The 18,304-nt window shown below is 68.9% G+C and carries 13 protein-coding genes; 5 read left to right on the top strand and 8 right to left on the bottom strand.

Going from position 1 to position 18,304, the window contains the following annotated elements; all coding sequences use genetic code 11:
- Window positions 1–31: 31 nt before the first annotated feature.
- The gene (locus tag AB4Z01_RS02005; protein ID WP_441689984.1) at window positions 32–2,146 is read right to left on the bottom strand and encodes a mechanosensitive ion channel domain-containing protein; all 2,115 of its coding nucleotides are present in this window, start codon (window positions 2,144–2,146) and stop codon (window positions 32–34) included.
- A 309-nt stretch (window positions 2,147–2,455) separates the two neighbouring features.
- Here AB4Z01_RS02005 and AB4Z01_RS02000 point away from each other — a divergent pair, with 309 nt between their 5' ends.
- A complete protein-coding gene (locus AB4Z01_RS02000; RefSeq protein ID WP_441689981.1) occupies window positions 2,456–3,334 on the top strand; it encodes a hypothetical protein in 879 nt (292 codons plus the stop codon).
- A 346-nt stretch (window positions 3,335–3,680) separates the two neighbouring features.
- Here the strand turns inward: AB4Z01_RS02000 and AB4Z01_RS01995 are convergent, their stop codons facing one another.
- The 3 genes from AB4Z01_RS01995 to AB4Z01_RS01985 are packed head-to-tail and all read right to left on the bottom strand — an operon-like array spanning window position 3,681 to window position 6,925.
- On the bottom strand, window positions 3,681–4,286 hold the full coding sequence (locus AB4Z01_RS01995; protein WP_441689978.1) for a DUF4893 domain-containing protein: 606 nt from the start codon (window positions 4,284–4,286) through the stop codon (window positions 3,681–3,683).
- 27 nt (window positions 4,287–4,313) lie between these two features.
- Window positions 4,314–5,777 (bottom strand): RimK family protein, encoded by a 1,464-nt coding sequence (locus AB4Z01_RS01990; protein ID WP_441689977.1) that lies wholly within the window; start codon window positions 5,775–5,777, stop codon window positions 4,314–4,316.
- Window positions 5,774–6,925 (bottom strand): peptidase C39 family protein, encoded by a 1,152-nt coding sequence (locus AB4Z01_RS01985; protein ID WP_441689974.1) that lies wholly within the window; start codon window positions 6,923–6,925, stop codon window positions 5,774–5,776. Before AB4Z01_RS01985 ends, AB4Z01_RS01990 begins: the two co-directional genes overlap by 4 nt.
- 117 nt (window positions 6,926–7,042) lie before the next feature.
- Between AB4Z01_RS01985 and AB4Z01_RS01980 the strand changes: the two genes are divergently transcribed.
- The 4 genes from AB4Z01_RS01980 to mdoH all read left to right on the top strand — a co-directional run bounded on the left by AB4Z01_RS01980 (window position 7,043) and on the right by mdoH (window position 13,183).
- Window positions 7,043–8,701, top strand: coding sequence for a sulfatase-like hydrolase/transferase (locus AB4Z01_RS01980; RefSeq protein WP_441689971.1), 1,659 nt, complete (start codon window positions 7,043–7,045; stop codon window positions 8,699–8,701).
- Window positions 8,702–9,037: 336 nt separating this feature from the next.
- A complete protein-coding gene (locus AB4Z01_RS01975; RefSeq protein WP_441689968.1) occupies window positions 9,038–10,570 on the top strand; it encodes a glucan biosynthesis protein in 1,533 nt (510 codons plus the stop codon).
- Window positions 10,571–10,590: 20 nt separating this feature from the next.
- The gene (locus AB4Z01_RS01970; RefSeq protein ID WP_429227687.1) at window positions 10,591–11,079 is read left to right on the top strand and encodes a hypothetical protein; all 489 of its coding nucleotides are present in this window, start codon (window positions 10,591–10,593) and stop codon (window positions 11,077–11,079) included.
- 22 nt (window positions 11,080–11,101) lie between these two features.
- On the top strand, window positions 11,102–13,183 hold the full coding sequence (gene mdoH / locus AB4Z01_RS01965; protein ID WP_441689965.1) for a glucans biosynthesis glucosyltransferase MdoH: 2,082 nt from the start codon (window positions 11,102–11,104) through the stop codon (window positions 13,181–13,183).
- Between the two features lie 54 nt (window positions 13,184–13,237).
- Here the strand turns inward: mdoH and AB4Z01_RS01960 are convergent, their stop codons facing one another.
- The 4 genes from AB4Z01_RS01960 to AB4Z01_RS01945 all read right to left on the bottom strand — a co-directional run bounded on the left by AB4Z01_RS01960 (window position 13,238) and on the right by AB4Z01_RS01945 (window position 18,300).
- Window positions 13,238–15,136 (bottom strand): DUF2264 domain-containing protein, encoded by a 1,899-nt coding sequence (locus tag AB4Z01_RS01960; RefSeq protein ID WP_441689962.1) that lies wholly within the window; start codon window positions 15,134–15,136, stop codon window positions 13,238–13,240.
- Window positions 15,133–15,774 (bottom strand): ThuA domain-containing protein, encoded by a 642-nt coding sequence (locus AB4Z01_RS01955; RefSeq protein WP_441689959.1) that lies wholly within the window; start codon window positions 15,772–15,774, stop codon window positions 15,133–15,135. The genes AB4Z01_RS01960 and AB4Z01_RS01955 overlap by 4 nt, the downstream gene beginning before the upstream one ends.
- 65 nt (window positions 15,775–15,839) lie before the next feature.
- Window positions 15,840–17,135, bottom strand: a complete 1,296-nt coding sequence (locus tag AB4Z01_RS01950) for an ABC transporter substrate-binding protein (RefSeq protein WP_441689956.1) — start codon at window positions 17,133–17,135, stop codon at window positions 15,840–15,842.
- 175 nt (window positions 17,136–17,310) lie between these two features.
- Window positions 17,311–18,300, bottom strand: coding sequence for an amino acid ABC transporter permease (locus AB4Z01_RS01945; RefSeq protein WP_441689953.1), 990 nt, complete (start codon window positions 18,298–18,300; stop codon window positions 17,311–17,313).
- Window positions 18,301–18,304 lie beyond the last annotated feature (4 nt).

Below are 18,304 nucleotides of genomic sequence, written 5' to 3'. Positions count from 1 at the left end.
CGGGGGGAGGAACGCAACGAGCCCCGTCCTTTCAGCGCGCCTCCTCTGCCGGCTTGGCGCGGTCCAGGGCGTGCTGGGCCACGGCCGAGGTCGCTGCGCCCCCGCCGCCGGCCACGGTGACGGTCGGGAAGGCGAAGGCGATGCCGTTGGCGTCGAAGGCTCTCTTGAGCATCGCCATGGCGCGGCGCCGGATCACGAACTGTTCGCCCGGCTTGGTCATCATCTTCAGCCGGATCTGGACGGCGAAGTCACCGAACTGCTCCACCCCCTGCATCTTCAGCGTCTCCAGGATGTGCGGCGCGAATTCCGGATCGGCCAGCAGCGCCTTGCCGATCTCCTTGACGATCGGCTTGATCTTGTCGAGGTCGGTGTCGTAGGTGACGCTGATGGTCATCTTGTCGATCACCCAGTCGCGCGAATAGTTGGTGATCTTGTCCAGCGCGCCGAACGGGATGGTGTGCAGCGCGCCGCGGTGGTGGCGCAGCTTGAGCGAGCGCAGCGAGAACCCTTCGACCGTACCGCGGATGCTGCCGCTCTCGATGTACTCGCCGATCCGGAAGGCGTCGTCGAACAGGAAGAACATGCCGGAGATGACATCCTTCACCAGGGTCTGGGCGCCGAAGCCGACGGCGAGGCCGACCACCCCGGCGCCGGCGACCAGCGGCCCGATCTCCACCCCCAGCGCCGCCAGGGCGATCAGCCCGGCCATCACCGCCAGCACCACGAACAGCACGTTCTTCAGGATCGGCAGCAGGGTGCGCAGCCGGGCGCTGCGCCGGGAGTCGTCGCCGGTACCATGGCCGGCCGAATTGGCGGCGACGATGCGCTGGTCCAGCCAGGCGCGCAGCAGGTGCCAGGCGAAATCGGCCACCAGGAATACGATCGCGGCGTTGATGGCGCCGCGCAGCAGCCGCGTCGTCAGCGTGTCGCGCATGGTCAGGGCGCTGAGGTCGAGCCTGAGCACGCCGGCGATGGCCAGCGCCCCACCGATCACCAGGAGCGCGCGCAGCCCGCGCTCCAGCGACACCGCCAGCACCGAGGGCACCTCCTCCGCCGCCGCCGCGCCCGGCGGGCGCAGCACATGCTTGACCGCGAGATGGGTGCCGCGGATCGCGATCGGCAGCAGCAACAGGATGACGCCGACATAGAAGGGCGCGACCGAGCCGGTGAACAGCGCCAGCCAGACCCCGACGATGTAGAGGGTCAGCAGCCAGGTGCCGATCCGGTGGTCGTGGCCGATCCGGTCGCGCCCGTCGAAGGTCGGGGCGCGCCACAACGCGGTCAGGGTCAGGCCCAGCAGCACCACGCCGCAGGCCAGGCCGACCAGGTACCAGGATTCCAGTCGCAGCCCCAGCGTCGCCAGGACATCGAGCGTGAACTGCACGAAGAAGAACCAGCCGACCAGGATCGCCGACCAGATGAACCAGAAATGCGCGGTCGGCGTCGCCATCGGCACCAGCCGGAACTTCTCCGCCCCCGGGGCCAGAATGATGCGCCCCAGCACCACCGTCACCCGGACGATCAGCACCAGCAGCAGGTAGGCCAGCACGATCTCCTGCAGCAACGGCGGCCAGTCGAACAGCAGGAAGGCGCCGATGCTGGCCAGGGCGAAGACGAAGATCAGGCCGAGGCCATAGACCGAGCGCAGCCACACCGCCTGCAGCCGGCCATGCAGGGTATCGAGCTGGGTGCCGATCAGCCGACGGCGGAAGCTGGCAGACAGCCACCAATAGAGCTTCTCTGCGCCGAAGCCGAGGCCGACGAAGACCGCCAGGGACAGGACGGTCCAGAGCAGCCCCTGTTCCATCAGCTGTCCGGTCAGGACGCGCCAGGCGGCGGCGAGCTCCGCCGGCAGGGTCGGAGCGGCCGCAATCAGCGACCGCAGGAAGCCGCGGGTCGCGTCGATGCCGCCGGCCATGCTCTGCTGCATCCCCGCCGCCATCGCCGGCGCGGCGGTCGGCCCGGCCTCCGCCGGGACTGCGGCGGGCGCGGCGACCTGGGCCTGCAGCCAGCCGCGGATCTCCGGGTCCTGCAGCAGCTCGGCCAGGCTGCGCAGCTTGTCCGGGCCGGGCTGGGCCGGCGCCTGGGCCAGGGCAGGAGCACCCAGCCCGAGCAGGAGGGCGAGCAGGACGAGGAGGCGATGCATGGCGAGCCCTTCAGCCGATCTCCGGCGATGATAGGACCCGCACGCAACGAAGCGACAGCCGCTTCAACGCCTCGACGGTAATCAGCACCATTGCCACCGCGGCGGAGAGTAGCAAGGGCGACAGCACCTCCCCGCAGGGGGCGTGGCCATCCAGCGGGACCGGCCCCGGACGTTGCGATGATGATTCAATCGGAGCGCGATTTCGCTTGACCATATGTTCCCTTTTTGTTCCAATATGGAATGGTCAATGCCAGCACAGTCGGGACGTCCTCCGCTGCCTCGCCGTCCACGGACGAGCGGGAGACCGAGGTGCTGTCCGGGCTGACCAGGCTCGCCCTCGAGCTGGCCCGGACCTTCCAGGCCGAGGCGGTCGCCGCCCTCGCGGCCGGCGATCTCGACCGTGCCGGCAAGACCGAGACCCGCTTCAGCACCCTCTTCCTCGCCATCCGCCGCGCCATTGCGCTCCAGTTGCGCCGGCGACGGGAAGAGCAGGCCGCCGCGTCGCCGGCCGCGGACGAGGCCGCGATGCTGTCCGAGCTGATGGCGCTCGCGGAGGCGCTGGCCCGCGGCTTTCACGCCCTGGCCCTCGCCGCCCTCAAGGCCGGCGATCTCGACCGCGCCGGGGACGCCGAGACCCGCTTCAGCAGCCTGTTCCTCGGCATCCGCCGTGCCATCGCGCTCAAGGCCAGGCTGCGCCAGCAGCGGGAGCAGGCGCAGCGCGAGGCCGAACTCCGGCGGCAGACCCGGCAGAACGAGAAGGACGGCCGGCGCCAGGCCGTGGCCCAGGGCGTCGCCGCCGCCATCGCCGCGGTTCCCGACGCCGAGGCCCAGGAGCGGCTGACCGCCGAGCTCCGGGAAAAGCTGACCGAGGACGAGCGCATCGACGTCGACCTCGCCGACACCGCCTTGCCGATCGAAGCCCTGATCGCCAGCCTGTGCCGGGCCCTCGGCCTCCCGCCCGGCGGGATCCCGCCGGCCGGCAGCCCCGCCGCGGGGAAATCCGGGACCGGTGATCCAGGCGCCGGGCCGAAGGGCGAACGCCGCATGCACAACCTCGCCACTGGCGAGTCTTCAACCGGAACCGGGAACTCGTCCCGGCGCCGCCCGGGGACGACCGGCCGGCCGCCGGCACCGGCCCGCCCGCCACGGCCGCACCCGATCCTGCTCCGCCCTCGCGGCCCACCCTGATCGGCCGACGCCCGCCGAACGCCGCCACCAGGACAACGAGCGCAACGCCCGGCAGACCATCTGCAGACACCCGCCCACATCCACCGGCACGGCTGACCGGAAGACCGGTCGCCGTGGCCGGAGCCATGCGCGTGGTGTTCCCCGCGTGCCAGAACGTTCGGAATTCCCCAACCCGTCATCCCCGCGAAAGTGGGATTTCATAGCGCTTTGACCGGAAAGAGATTCCCGCTTTTCGCGGGAATGACGACGAAGGGAAGGGTTGCTGTTCTGAAAAGGTCCCGCAGGCGGGAGAGGCATTTCTCCGTCCGTAACGATGAATTTATCGAGCCCATAGTACGGGTGCGCATCAGCGGGTGCGTTCCAGCTCCATGATGTCGAACTGGGATTCGAGGCGCGGCGACGGGAATTCCAGCCGCAGCCGGTCGCGCCCGACCCGGACCAGATAGCCGACCTGGTCGCGTTCCGCGTCGCTGCCATAGGGCTTCGGCTTGCCCTCGTAGCCGTAATAAGACGCCCCGACATAGGTCAGCCGCTCGGCATCGGCATCGTCGTAGAAGGTGCCGGCGGTGCGCTGCGAGCCGGAGACCTTGTCCAGCCGCAGCCCGGCCCCGTCGTCGGTGATCCGGCAGCGGAACCAGTCATAGACCACCAAGGGCAGAGTCTCGCTGCCGCCCAGCTTCGCCACCCGGCAGCGCCAGTCGCCGGCGAGGTCGGTGGCGCCGCGGATGGGCTCCGGCTTGCCGGACAGGATCTGGTCGAGCGTCGCCAGCGCCGCCTTGTCGTCGCTCTCGCGGGCGGCACCGATCGCCTCGCCGCGCACGGAGTCGAAGCTTTCGAGCCGCTGCCGGTCGTCGGCCGACAGCTTGCCCGGCAGCGTGCCGTCGGCCCAGGCGGGACAGGTGCCGGCCAGGACCAGGACCAGGACCAGCGGAAGCCATGCGCGACGTGCCATTCCCCCTCCCCCTTCCGCGCGGCCGGATCAGCCGGCGTCGATGCGGTCGATGAACCAGCGGCAGAGCCGCCGCCACAGCTCGTCCTTGGCGACCAGATCCTCGCAGCCATGGTCGAGATTGGGGTTGTCGTTGATCTCGATCACGAACACGCCCTTCTCGGTCTGCTTCAGGTCGACGCCGTAGAGTCCGTCGCCGATCAGCTTGGCCGCGCGCACGGCGACGTCCAGCACCTCGGGCGGCACCTCGTCGAGGCCGAAGGTCTTGAAGTTGCCCCAGCCGACCTTGCCGTCGGCGGAGTGGCGGACGATCTGCCAGTGCTTCTTCGCCATCATGTACTGGCAGACGAACAGCGGCTCGCCATCCAGCACGCCGACGCGCCAGTCATGGTCGGTCGGCATGAACTCCTGCGCCAGGATGACGTCGGAATCATCCAGCAGCTGCTCGGCCATCTGCTCCAGCTCGCGCCGGTCATTGGCCTTGAACACGCCGCGGCTGAAGGACCCGTCGGGGATCTTCAGCACGATCGGGTAGGCGAACTCCTCCTCCACCCGCTCGATGTTCTTCAGGCTGTCGACCACCACGGTCTTCGGCGTCGGGATCTTGTTCGCGGTCAGGAGCTCGTAGAGATAGACCTTGTTGCCGCAGCGCAGGATCGAGGTGCTGTCGTCGATCACCGGCATGCCTTCCTGCTCCGCCCGGCGGGCGAAGCGGAAGGTGTGGTTGTCGATCGCCGTGGTCTCGCGGATGAACAAGGCGTCGTATTCGGCCAGGCGCAGCAGGTCCTTCTTCTCGATCAGCTCGACCTCCATGTCCATGGTCTCGGCCACGCGGGCGAGCTTCATGAGGGAGCGCTGGGTCGACGGCGCGAACTCCTCCTTCGAGTTGAACAGCACGGCGAGGGTGTATTTCGCCGGCTTGTTCTCCTTCGGGTTGCGCCAGCTCTGGCGCGTGTACAGGTCGAGCGTCTCGTAGAAGAACGCCTCGGTCTCGCCCTCGATGTCGGAGATCGACAACTCGCCGATCGAAGCGATGCGGAAGCGGTCGGTGAAGCGGACCTTGACCTCGAGGATCGGGGCGCGGAACCAGTCGAACACCCGGCGGCCGAAATCCTGGAACCGGTCGTCATCGGCCCGGCCGAAGCTGATGATCAGCTTGAATGGGCCGCCCGGCGGCGGCGACACCCGCTTGATCCGGCGGTTGAGGTCGTCCTCCAGGTCCGGCAGGGCGATCTTGTAGAGCGTCTTCTGGCCCAGATCGAGAATGGTCTCGACCATCGGGATGACCCGGTGGGCGCGGGCCTCGGCCAGCAGCGAGACGTAGTAGCCCCGCGTCATATAGGCAGTGGAGCGCGACAGGTTGATGACCTTCGCGTCCCCTCCCTTGATCGTCTGCGGCCGGCCGATGTAGTCCCGGGTGGTGATGAGCTGGCGGCCGTCCGGGTCGCCCTTGAAGTCGCCGATGCGGTCGACGACGATGATCCAACCGCTCATTGGGCCTTCCTGCTGAGCACGACCGCGGCCCTCAGTTGGGTGCGGCCGTAGCGGGCCATACGCTCGAATTCCCGGCGCGGGATCGGGAGGTTCGCCTTGGTCGACGCGCTCTCCATCTCCGTCACGGCGACCCAGGGGTCGTGCACATAGATGAAACGCTCGTCGAAGCCGTTTGCGACCACCCAGTGCGGATTTTTTTCGCCATAGCCCCGGAACAAGCTGATCAGCACGATCGGGATCGCGCCTTCGCCGATCAGGCCGCACATTTCGGGCAAACCGAGGGCACGGTGCTCGACCTCGATGCGGCGGCGGGCGCAGCGCATGCGGAAATCCTCCTGCACCACGGTCATCACCGCCTTCTTGTCGGGGCTGCGGACGCCGTCGAGGAACAGGATCGAATCGTCGCTGACGAAGATCCGGGCCCGCAGGCCGCGGTCATGCGCCGCCAGCGCCATGCCGTAGGGGTCGCAGCCGCCATGGCCCGAGGTCATGTAGATCGTCGTCGCCTCGCGCCACAGTCGCAGCTCGCGCGCTCGGCTCAGTTCCGTCTCCGGGTCCAGCGCCTTCAGCGCCATCAGCAGCGTCGCCGCGCCGCAGGTGAAGTTGGTGGTCTGGGCATAATAGGGCACATGCAGGTCGATCTGCGGCTGGTCGCCCGGCGATTGGCTTGAGGTGCCCAGACGCTTCTCGAAGCGCAGCGCGTCGGCATGGTCCTCGTAGAAGTCGAGATAGCGCCCGAAATGGCGGTAGCCGCGCGATTCATACAGCGCGATCGCCTTCACGTTGTCCGGCCGCACCTCGAGCCGCAGGAACAGCGCGCCCTCGCCATGCGCCGCCCGCTCCGCCGCCTCCAGCAGCCGGGCGCCGAGTCCGCGGCCGCGTACCGCCGGGTCGACCGCCAGCGAGTACAGCCGCGCCAGGGCCGTGGTCCGGCGCAGCAGCACCAGGGCGTAGCCGAGCAGCTGGCCCCCCGCCTCCGCCGCCAGGCAGACGGCGTGGCCGCGGGTCAGGAAATGCAGGAAGCTGCGCCGGCTCAGCCGGTCATGGTCGAAGGCACGGGACTCGATCTCCAGCAGCCGCGGCACGTCGTCTGACGTGGCGAGCCGGATGGTCTCTGCGGTCGGGGCGGCGGGTCTGTCGTCGGGCATCGCGCGGTCAAATCTCGATCCGGTTATCGCGCCGATACCGGTCCGGCACCAGGGTGTATTCGGAGATTGCGGAGAATTCATCCGATCGCCACGGGAAGCTGTGCCATCGTCGCCGCCATGACCGCCAGCGACACCGCCCTGCCCCGTCCCCGCAGCCGATTCACGCCCCTGCTCGACGGGCTGCGCATGACCACGGCACTGCTTTGGCTGGTGCTGCTGCTCGGCGTGCCGTCGGCTCCGGATGGCTGGCAGGTCTATGGCCTCGTCTCGGTCCCGGTCGAGCTGGCGGTCGTGGTCGCCGCCCTTGTCCTGGTGCCGCCGCTGCGACGGTCGCGCGCCCTTGCCACCGTGCTCGGCGGGCTCGGCCTGCTGGTCGCCGCGATCAAGCTAGCCGACCTCGTCACCCAGGTCGCCTTCGGCCGGCCGGTCAGCCTCTATGTCGACCGGCTGCTGCTGGTCAACGGCATGCATCTGGCGAACGGGGTGCTCGGCGCCGTCGGCCTGATCGGCATCACCCTGGGCGTGATCGTCGCCGGCTGGTGCATCTGGCGGGCGACGGCCCGGTCAGTGCGGCTGCTGCAGCAGGCCCTGTCCGCCTCCGCCGCCCGCCGCGGCGTCGCAGGCCTCCTGGCGGCGTTGGCCATCCTGGTCTTCGCCATCGGCCAAGCCGTGCCGGGCGCCTATGGCGACGCCCGCCCGATGAACGACACCGCCAGCTTCATGGTCGCCGACCAGGTCAACCGCCTGATCCCGGCCCTGTTCATGGCGGGCCAATTCCGGGCCGAGGAGGCGGTGGACCCGCTGGTCGGCGGGGTGTCACGGACGCCGCTGGGCGGGCTGGGCGGCGCCGACGTCACCGTCGTCTTCCTCGAATCCTACGGCCGCAGCGCGCTGGAGGATCCCCGCTTCGACGCCCTGCCCAAGGCGGCGCTGGCCGAGATGGCACCAAAGCTGGCCGCCGCCGGCGTCTATACCGCCTCCGGCTGGCTGGCCTCGCCGACCCGCGGCGGCCAGTCCTGGCTGGCCCATGCGACACTGGCCAGCGGCATGCAGATCGACGACCAGATGCGCTACGACCTGCTGGTCACCGGCAAGCGCATGACCCTGCCCCGCCTGTTCGCCAAGGCCGGCTACCACACCGGGCTGGTCGCCCCGGCGATCACCGCCAGCGAGCCCGAGGCGAAGCGCTTCTTCGGCTTCGACCAGACGCTGTTCGCCGACGATCTCGGCTATGCCGGCCCGCCCTTCGGCTGGGTGACGATGCCGGACCAGTACACGCTGGCCGCCTATGACCGCTGGCGGCAGCAGCAGCCGAAGCCGCTGTTCAGCGAGGTCGTGCTGGTGTCCAGCCACGCGCCCTGGACCCCGGTGCCGACCCTGGTCGACGACTGGGGCAAGATCGGCGACGGCAGTGTGTACCGGGGCCTGCCGGCCACCGGTGGCACGCCGGAAGAGGTCTGGAGCGATCCGGACCGGATCCGCGACCAGTACGGCCAGTCCATGGCCTATTCGCTGCGCTCGGTGCTGGACTATGCCGCCCGAATCATGGGCGACCACACTCTGATGATCGTGCTGGGCGACCACCAACCGGCGCCGATCGTGACCGGCCCGGGCACGCCGCGCGACGTGCCGGTGCATGTCTTCAGCCGCGACCCGGACCTGGTGGCCCGGTTCCGCGACTGGGGCTTCGTCGACGGGCTCAATCCTCCGCAGACCGGGCCGGTGGCGTTGATGGCGACGTTCCGGGATGCATTCGCCAGATCCTTCTCCCCGTGAAAGCGGGCCAATTGCACGTGTCAATCCGTGAAAATGCAGAGCTGTATCTGTCGCCTCGCCTGGGTTGGCCGGCTTTTGCGCTGCAAACGAAGCGGCTAGGGTAACATCGGAACAAAATCACGAAGATCGCGTTGATCGGACGATCCCCTCAGGCGGCGCCGGAAGAAGCGTTGTGGCCGGGGATTGGGTTGTGGGGGTTTGGGCCGCGCGCGGCGCAGCGGCTGTCGCGTGTGATGATGTTTGTCCAGGAACCGCCACAATCGCGATCGATTGTGCCATCATGTTGCAGTGCAAAAATCCGGTGGTGAAGTGGGGCTGACCAGACGCCAGATCTTGATGGGCACGACCGCGCTGGCGGCATCGTCGCTATTCGCGCCCGTCCGGTCTTCCCTTGCCGCCCCCAGCCTGGGCGAGACCACGCCGTTCAGCATGACCTGGCTGATCGACCGGGCCAAGACCGTGTCCCAGGCCCCGTTCGTGCCGCCGGACGAAAACCTGCCGGCCGAGATCACCCAGCTGAGCTATGACCAGCATCGGGCGATCCGCTTCCTGCCCGAGCAGGCGCTGTGGCGGCCGGAGAACCTGCCGTTCCAGATGCAGTTCTTCCATCTCGGCGCGTTGCTGGACAAGCCGGTCCACATCTTCCAGGTCGACGGCTATCAGGCGCGCGAGGTGCTGTACCGTCAGGACCTGTTCGACCTGGGCGGCAACAAGTTCCCCGACACCCCGTCCGATCATCTCGGCTTCGCCGGATTCCGGCTGCATTACGCGATCAACCGGCCGGAGTTCCTGGACGAGATCGCCGTCTTCCTGGCCGCCAGCTATTTCCGCTGCCTGGGCCGCAAGAACATCTATGGCCTGTCCGCCCGCGGCCTGGCGATCGACACCGGATCGACCCGCGGCGAGGAGTTCCCGGTCTTCCGCCAGTTCTGGGTCGAGACCCCGGCGCCGGACGCCAAGCAGATCCGGCTCTACGCCCTGCTCGACAGCCCCGGCGTCACCGGCGCCTACAGCTTCCTGATCAAGCCGGGCGAGATCACCACGGTCGATGTCGAGGCGACGCTGTATCCGCGCCACGCCATCGAGAAGTTCGGCATCGCGCCGCTGACCAGCATGTTCCTGTACGGCCCGCAGGAGCACCGGACCTTCGACGACTTCCGGCCGGAGGTGCATGACAGCGACGGCCTGTCGATGTGGAGCGGGGCCGGCGAATGGATCTGGCGGCCGCTGCGCAACCCGTCGCGGCTGCTGATCAGCTCGTTCATGGACGAAAATCCGCGCGGCTTCGGGCTGATGCAGCGCCAGCGCTCCTACAGCAGCTATCAGGATCTGGAGGCGCTGTATGAGCGCCGCCCCAGCCTGTGGGTTGAGCCGCTGAGCGGCTGGGGCCCGGGCGTGGTGCAGCTGGTCGAGATCCCGACCGACGCCGAGATCCACGACAACATCGTCGCCTTCTGGGTGCCGAAGCAGCCGGTCGATGCCGGCCAGGAATGGAAGCTGTCTTACCGGCTGCACTGGGGCATGAATCCCCCGGTCGCCAGCGACCGCGGCACCGTGGTATCGACCCGCACCGGCGCCGGTGGCGTGTCTGGCGGCGACAGCAAGTCCAGCGATACCCGCAAGTTCGTGATCGACTTCCGGGGCGGCGCGCTTGACTCTCTGCCGCCAGACGCGACATTGGAGGCCGTGGTCACGGCTTCTGCCGGGGAGATCCAGTTCCCCGTGGCGCAGCGGAATCCGGAACTCGGCGGCTGGCGGGCGTTCTTCGATTTGAAACCTGCCGGCGATGATCCGGCCGAGCTTCGGTGCTTCTTACGGCAGGGCAGCGATGCCTTGACCGAAACATGGAGTTTCCAATGGACGCCTTGACGACACATCGGAATCGTCCCATGTCCCAGGTCGGGTTGCACACCCCGGTCAACATCAATATGCCAGACGACGTCATCGCCTTCTTCCAGGGCCTGGGATTCACTGATCCCGCCGCACTGTCCGGCGCGATCGAGACGGCGTTCTGCGACGTCGATCCGTCGGCGATGCCGGCCCCCGCTTTGCTGGACCACGCCCGGCGGCGCACCGCCGACTGGTTCGCCGTGGTGCTGAATCGCAGCGAGCGCGAGGACGACGCGATCCTGACCATCGGCCGCGCCGCCTATCTGCTGACCGACGCCGCCCGTCGCTGGCCGGAGCACTTCCTGTCCGAGGACCCGCTGCCGCAGGTGATGGAGCAGGCTCTGCGCCGCGTCTCGCCGGTGCCGGTGCCGCGCGCCAAGCCGACGCCGATGCTGGACCAGCCGCTCGACCCGGTCTGGGCCGGCGAGCCGCTGAAGCGGATCTTCGGCTGGTGGTCGCCCGAGGCCGCCGAACGGCGCCCGGCCTGACGGAAAGGCGATCTCCTAGCCGATGACCGGACTCGAAGCGGCGTCCTACGCCTCCGCGGCTCGCTGGCGCCGCCTCGCTGTTTTCGGCGCCACCGCGCTGTCGACCCTGGCTGCCGCTTTCGCCCTCTATCGTTTCCTGTCGGTCGGCGGCGTCACCGGGCTTGAGCTCGCCCTGGTGGTGATGTTCGCCATCAACTTCTCCTGGATCGCGCTATCCTTCTGGACCGCCCTGCCCGGCTTCCTGACGCTGTTGCTGCGCTGGGGCCAGCCCGGGCTGGTCTGGCCGCAGGGAGCCGAGGCAGTGGCGCCGCTGCGCAGCCGTACCGCCGTGCTGATGCCGATCTACAACGAGGACACGACCGGCATCTACGCCAACCTGCAGGCAATCCATGACAGCCTGGCGCGGACCGGCCATCTCGACGCCTTCGACATCTTCATCCTGAGCGATACCACCAACCCGGATGTGTGGGTGGCGGAGGAGATCGGCTGGAGTTCGCTGTGCCGCCGCACCGAGGGCAGCGGCCGCATCTTTTATCGCAAGCGCCGGCACAACGTCGCCAAGAAGGCCGGCAACATCGCCGATTTCTGCACCCGCTGGGGCGCCCGCTACGACTTCATGGTGGTGCTGGACGCGGACAGCCTGATGGCCGGCGACACGCTGGTCACCATGGCCCGGCTGATGCAGGCCAACCCGCGCGCCGGCATCATCCAGGCGCCGCCGCTGGTGGTGAACCGCAACACGCTGTGGGCCCGGATGCAGCAATTCGCCGGCAGCCTGTACGGGCCGATCGTCGGCGCCGGCCTGGCCTTCTGGCAGCTCGGCGACGGCAATTACTGGGGCCACAACGCGATCATCCGCACCCGCGCCTTCATCGAGAGCTGCGGCCTGCCGATCCTGTCCGGGCGGCCGCCTTTCGGCGGCCACATCCTGTCGCATGATTTTGTCGAGGCGGCGCTGATCCGGCGTAACGGCTGGACCGCCTGGCTGGTGCCGGAGCTCGGCGGCAGCTATGAGGAATGCCCGCCGACGATGATCGACCACGCCAAGCGCGACCGGCGCTGGTGCCAGGGCAACATGCAGCATCTGCGCGTCCTGGTGGCGCGCGGCCTGCACCCCCTTTCCCGCCAGCACATGGCGATGGGGGTGATGAGCTACGTCTCGTCGCCGCTGTGGCTGATCTTCATCTGCATCGGCATGCTGACGGCGCTCGAGCACAAGCTGGAGATCCCGGTCTATTTTCCGCAAGGCGAGGCGCTGTTCCCGGTCTGGCCGGTGCAGGACCAGACGCTGGCGGTGCGCCTTCTGGTGATCTCCTTCCTGATGCTGATGGCGCCCAAGATCTTCGGCTGGACGCTGCTGCTGTTCGACCGCCGCCTGGCCGCCGGCTACGGCGGCGCCTTCCGGGCGTTGATGAGCCTGCTGTTCGAGACCTTCTTCTCGATCTTCCAGGCGCCGGTGATGATGCTGTTCCACTCCAGCTTCGTGCTGCAGGCCTTTCTCGGCCGCGATTCCGGCTGGGGCACGCAGTCGCGCGACGATCGCGGCACCACCTGGGCCGACGCGGTGCAGATGCATCGCGGCCACACCATCTTCGGCGCTGTGTTGGGCGTGGTGGCGCTGTGGATCTCGCCCTCGATGCTGGCCTGGCTGTCGCCGCTGGTGATCGGGCTGCTGCTGTCGATCCCGCTGTCGGTGATCACCTCGCGCCATTCCACCGGCGTCTGGGCCCGCAAGCTCGGCCTGCTGGTGACGCCGGAGGAGCGGCAGAAGCCGCAGATCGTGGTCGAGGCCACGGCCCTGTTCGAGCAGCTCTCTGCCACCACCCGGCCGGTCGAGGACGGGCTGGCGATGGTGATCCGCGACCCGCTGGCCAACGCCATCCACATGACGCTGCTGACCGGGTCGCCAGAGGCGGGGCGCGAGGACCCGAAGCTGGTCGAGGCGGCGCGGCGCAAGCTGACCGCCGGCGGCCCCGGCACGCTCGCCACCGGCGGCCTCAGCCGCGAGGAGAAGACCGCGCTGCTGTTCGATCCGCGGTCGCTGAGCGAGCTGCACCTGACCGCCCTGGCCGGCGGCCGCCTGCAGGCCGCGCCGAGGGTCTGAGGCAAAAGGCCGTTGGTTGGGTTCGCCAGGGCAAACCCAACCAACGCGTCGCGCTCACTCCCATTCGGCGACCGGCTTGCTGCGAACCTCCAAGCGAGGGACGGTCGCCCAGTCCAGGATGGCGGCGTTCCAGCCGGCGGATTCGGCGATCGCGCTCAGATCGTCGGCCGAGGGCAGCGATGCCGCCAGCGCCGCCGGGTCGAGGCCGTAGCTCGGCCGCACCAGGGTGACCAGCAGCGTCTCGCCGGCGCCGATCCGGCCGACCAGGGCCGGCACCGAGGCCTGCGGGAACACCAGATGGGTGTTCGGCGCCACATCCGCCTCCACCGCCCGGCGCAGCCCGCCGAGGTCGGCGAGGCTGGAGGCGTGGCCGTCGGCGACCGCGATGGTCAGGCCCTGCGGCCCCGGCTCGCGGCTGTCGAAGGCCTGCTTCAGCTTGCCGCGCGTGCGGCTGTGCGCCGGCACGGCGTGGCCGCTCTCGATCACCGCCAAGGGCGCGTCGGCGGCAATGCGGTGCAGCCGCAACTCCCAGTCGCCGACGAAGGCCTGCAACGTCGTCACCTTGACCCCGGCCATGGGCTGCCAGACGGTCTCTACCCAGCCCTCGCCGACCCGGGAGGAGGTGAGAGCGCCGCGGCTGCGGAACTCCTGCCCGTCGCGGCTGACCGCCAGGAGGTTGTCGCCGCAGAAGCCATGCCCCAGCCAGCGATCGCCCTCCACCGCCAGGCCCCAGCGCGAGGAATAGGCCAGCTTGCCGTATTTATCGACCGAGCCGCGCATTTCCAGGCGCACCGGGCCGGCCGGCAACGCCACCACGTCGCCGCCGCTGCGCCGCACCACCATCGAGGCGCCGCGCAGCATGGCCGTGCCGTCCGGCGCATCGAGATCCTCCTCCTTCGCCGTCCAGAACGGATGGCTGTCCGGCAGGGCCAGCGGCAGAAAGGCCTTGAACGCCCAGTAGGGCGAGCCGGGGGAGTTGTACTCCTCGCTCATGAGATAGTTCGGCCAGCGGTAGCCGACCGGCAGGCGGCCGGCGGCGTCGAGGATCGGCTGCTGCATCCACCAGCGGATCTGCCGGGCCCACAGGCCGCGGATCTGGCCCCAGGGCAGCGCCTCGACCCCAGCATAGGCCAAGGCGCCCCAGAACCCGGCCATGGCGAAGCGGTAGGTCAGCGACCGGCCGATCGCCAGCGCCGCGCCGTCGGCCCCGAACCAGTCGCGGAAGCCCTGCGCGAAGGCGGTGGCGCGGTCGCGATAGGCCTGGGCCCGCGCCGGATCCTGCTCCGCCCGATGGGCGGCGTAGATCAGCCCGTAGAAATGCAGCGCGAAGCCGTTGTAATGGTCGATCCAGCCGCCCTCGCCGTCGCCGTACCAGCCCTCGGCGCCGATGAACGCGTCGATCCGGTCCAGGTGCCGGTCGCGCGAGGCGGTGTCGATGCCGACGCCCGCCCGCTCCAGCCCCAGCCCGGCCATGACCGGGAAGAAGTGCCAGTTGTTGTCGGCCATCTGCACCGACTGGATGCGGCCCAACCACTCGGCTGTCCGGCGCTTCGCCGCTTCCGGCAGCGGGTCCCACAGCTTATCCGGCGCCAGGGCCAGGGCGAAGCCGAGCGCCGCCATCTCGACCGCGCGCTGGTCGGTGTCGGTCACCGCCTCCCAATACTCCGGGTGATCGGGGTCGGAGCCGTTGGCCAGGCCTTCGCGGAACTTGTCCCAGAAATCGAAGCCGCCGCCGCCCGCGTGCAGCGGCGCCAAGCCCCAGAGCGGCCGGGCATAGCCCTCGAACCACTGCGCCTTGCGGTTGAAATGGGCGGAATCGAGCCCGAGGCGGATCTGCGCCCGGCCCGGGCTGAAGCCGGATTCGAGCGGCGCGGTCAGGTCACGCAGCAGGCGCTGGACATCGGCGCGGCTGGCCAGCGGATTGGTGCGGATGCGGTCGGCGGTATCGGTCATCGGGACGCCCAGAGCAGGCCGCGGCGCAGGATCTCGCGCATCTGCGGGTGTTCGAATTCGCGCACCACATGGCCGAGCGCGGTGTAGAACACCCTCCCGGCGCCGTAGCGCTTCTTGTACACGACCGGCATGGTCACGCCGTCGATCCAGGGGGCGTGCTCGCCCGAGAAGGTGGTGGTGGCCAGCACCTCCACGACCGGGTCGACATGCAGATAGTACTGTTCCGACCGGTAGTCGAAGTCGCCGATGCCGGCCATGATCGGGTCGTCCGGCCGGGTGATCTCGACCCGGAACGGGATGATGCCGCCGGGATGCGCCACCCATTGGCAGCCGGCCATGAAGTGGAAGCCGACCGCCTCGCGGAACGACCCGGCCAAGCCGCCGTGATAGCCGGCGATCCCCGTCCCGCCCTGGACCGCGGCCAGGAGGTTGTCCAGCGGTTCCTTGGCGATGGCGGCGCGGGTGATGCACGGCACGATCAGGTCCATATCGCGCACCGCCGGGTCGGCAAAGGCGTCGATGTCGCCCTCGACCCGCACCTCGAAGCCCTCGTCCCGCAGCATTGCGGCGACATAGGCAGCGCCCGGTTCGGGCTCATGCCCCTCCCAGCCGCCCCAGACGATCATGGCGCGTTTCATCGCTATCCTCTCCGCTTCTGGCCACGCGGCAGGACCGTCAGATGGGTCATGCCGCCCTCATGCGCTCACTTCGGGCGCAGCGTCGCCGTCCCCTGCTCCACCAGCTGCTTCGCCGCTTCGTCGATCGTCAGCTGGCCGAAGGCCAACTGGTCCGCCGTCTTGCGCGCCACATCGCGGTCGAATTCCTGCGACCCGACCGGCGCTGGCGGCGGATAGGCGCTGACCTTGTCCGCCAGCAGGTTGACGTAGTCGACCGTGGCCCGCTCGGTCTCGTTCAGGAGCGGCAGGATCGCTTCGCGCACCTTCGGCGACATCGGCACGCCGCGCTCCACACCGAGAACCTTGCCGGCCTCGATGTCGTTGACGAAGAAGTCGATGAAGGCGGCCGCCGCCTCACCGTTCTTCGAGGTTGCGCCGATGCTCCAGATCAGCGCCGGCCGGTAGTAGTGACCGGACGGGGATCCCTTGCCGAGCCCCGGCACCATGGTGATGCCGAGCTTGTTCGGGATCACCGCCTGGTAGCCGATCAGCTGGTTGGAATAGGTGAAACCCATCACCGAGTTGCCGCGCGTCAGCGGATTGGTATCGATGATGTTCTGGTCCGCGGTCTGCAGGTCGGCCGAGACGCAGATGTTCTTCGTCCGCAGATCCTCCCAGTAGGCGTACCACTCCTTGGCGTCCTCGACGCCGAAGCCGATCGACCCTTCCGGCGAGTACAGGGACTTGCCGCGCTGGCGCAGCCAGATGTCGAACACATAGTGGTAGCGGGCGCCGTAGGGCGCGCCCCAGAGCTGGTCCTTGCCGGCCGCCTTGGTCAGCTCGGCCGCAAGCTCGGCGAACTGGGTCCAGGTCGTCTCCGGCGTCGGCACCGGGATGCCGGCCTTGGCGAAGACCGTGGTGTCGTAGAACATCGAGAAGGAGTTCAGGCCGAGCCCGACGCCGTAGATCTTGCCGTCGACCCGGCACAGGTCGAGCATCTTGGCGCCGAAGGCCTCGACGTCGAGCGGCTTTGGGATGAACGGGTCGAGCGCCATGCAGGCGCCGCGCCGCGAATAGTCGGAGATTGTGCTGGGCTCGAGCTGGAAGATGTCCGAGACGTTGCGCCCGGCCATCTGCGTCGACAGCTTGGTCCAGTAGGCATCGCCGCTCAGCGGCTCGCCGACGATGGCGATGTCGGGCGCCTTCTGCTTGTACAGGTCGGCCACGCCCAGGGTGCGCTTGGCCCGGTCCTGCGACCCCCACCAGGTCATGCGCAGCCGCGCCGCCTCGGCCCGGGCGGAGCCGAACGACAGGGCCGTGCCGGCGGCGGCCCCGGCAACGAGCGACCCCTGCAGGAACGAACGGCGGTTGAAAGCCTTCATCGGTTTGCCTCCCATGGCACGGCGGCGTTCGGCCACCACGTTATAACCGTTTGGTTACTTATTATTGATCGTTGCCAGAGGATGTCAAATGAGGAATGACCAAGCCAAGCGCCGCCTTGCGGCGCGGCCGGATGTAACCAATTGGATATAACTGGAAGCGCCCGCCAGATCCGACTCAGCGGGCCGAGACGCCCTTGCCGAAGCGCTTCTCGATCCGGGCCTGGACCAGCTCGAACACGCCCGACATCGCCCAGTAGATCAGCGCGGCGACGATCAGCATCTCCATGTATTTGAACTCGGCCCGGCCATGGGTGCGGGCCAGGAACATGATCTCCCAGACCCCCATCACCGAGACCAGCGACGAATCCTTGAGCATGGCGATGAACTGGTTGCCGGTCGGCGGGATGATCAGCCGCATCGCCTGCGGCAGCACCACCAGCCAGGTGACCTCGGCGGGCTTCAGCCCGAGCGACAGGGCGGCCTCGGACTGGCCGCGCGGGACCGCCAGGATGCCGGCACGGAAGATCTCGGCCATATAGGCGCCGTAGCACAGCGACAGGGCGATGATGCCGGCCGGGATGGCGTCGATAACGAGGCCGAGCTGCGGCAGGCCGAGATAGATCAGCATGGTCTGCAGCAGCAGCGGCGTGCCGCGGAAGAACGAGGTGTAGAAGGTGGCGACGCCGAAGGCCGGGCCGCTGGCCGACAGCCGGGCCAGGGCCGCCGCCAGCGCGATCACGGTCGAGATCGCGATCGAGACGACGCAGATGAACAGGGTCAGCGCGGCGCCCTGGATGAAGCCGTCGCGCAGCTCGAGCCCGAGCAGGATCGGCGCCCGGGCGAGCATGAAGGGATAGCTGAGCCCGAAGCTCCAGCAGAAGGCCGCGAACAGGGCCAGCAGCTCGACCCAGATGATCGTCGCCTGGGCCCGGAACGGCAGGTGCGACAGCAGCCAGAAGTTCAGCACCACCAGGGCGGCCAGGACGGCGATGACGAGCCAGGGTCCGGCCGCCTGGCCGGCCGGCCAAGCCAGCGCCGGCACGATCTCCGCCAGCCGCGCGACCAGCCCGCCATAGTCGAAGCCGGCCAGCACGGCGACGGACAGCAGGAACAGAAGCCCGCGCAGCAGCAGCGGCTGCGCCAGGGCCTCGAACAGACGGATCACCCCG

Source organism: Inquilinus sp. YAF38, assembly GCF_052113205.1.
Classification (GTDB): Bacteria; Pseudomonadota; Alphaproteobacteria; order DSM-16000; family Inquilinaceae; genus Inquilinus.
Note: the sequence above shows the minus strand (reverse complement) of the source record. Positions and strands in the feature narration are given on the sequence as shown.

Excerpts from the sequence above, each read along its gene's own strand:
- AB4Z01_RS02005 (WP_441689984.1), bottom strand. The coding sequence starts at position 2,146 with ATGCATCGCCTCCTCGTCCTGCTCGCCCTCCTGCTCGGGCTGGGTGCT.
- AB4Z01_RS01995 (WP_441689978.1), bottom strand. The coding sequence starts at position 4,286 with ATGGCACGTCGCGCATGGCTTCCGCTGGTCCTGGTCCTGGTCCTGGCC.
- AB4Z01_RS01990 (WP_441689977.1), bottom strand. The coding sequence starts at position 5,777 with ATGAGCGGTTGGATCATCGTCGTCGACCGCATCGGCGACTTCAAGGGC.
- AB4Z01_RS01985 (WP_441689974.1), bottom strand. The coding sequence starts at position 6,925 with ATGCCCGACGACAGACCCGCCGCCCCGACCGCAGAGACCATCCGGCTC.
- AB4Z01_RS01980 (WP_441689971.1), top strand. The coding sequence starts at position 7,043 with ATGACCGCCAGCGACACCGCCCTGCCCCGTCCCCGCAGCCGATTCACG.
- AB4Z01_RS01975 (WP_441689968.1), top strand. The coding sequence starts at position 9,038 with ATGGGCACGACCGCGCTGGCGGCATCGTCGCTATTCGCGCCCGTCCGG.
- AB4Z01_RS01970 (WP_429227687.1), top strand. The coding sequence starts at position 10,591 with ATGTCCCAGGTCGGGTTGCACACCCCGGTCAACATCAATATGCCAGAC.
- mdoH (WP_441689965.1), top strand. The coding sequence starts at position 11,102 with ATGACCGGACTCGAAGCGGCGTCCTACGCCTCCGCGGCTCGCTGGCGC.
- AB4Z01_RS01960 (WP_441689962.1), bottom strand. The coding sequence starts at position 15,136 with ATGACCGATACCGCCGACCGCATCCGCACCAATCCGCTGGCCAGCCGC.
- AB4Z01_RS01955 (WP_441689959.1), bottom strand. The coding sequence starts at position 15,774 with ATGAAACGCGCCATGATCGTCTGGGGCGGCTGGGAGGGGCATGAGCCC.
- AB4Z01_RS01950 (WP_441689956.1), bottom strand. The coding sequence starts at position 17,135 with ATGAAGGCTTTCAACCGCCGTTCGTTCCTGCAGGGGTCGCTCGTTGCC.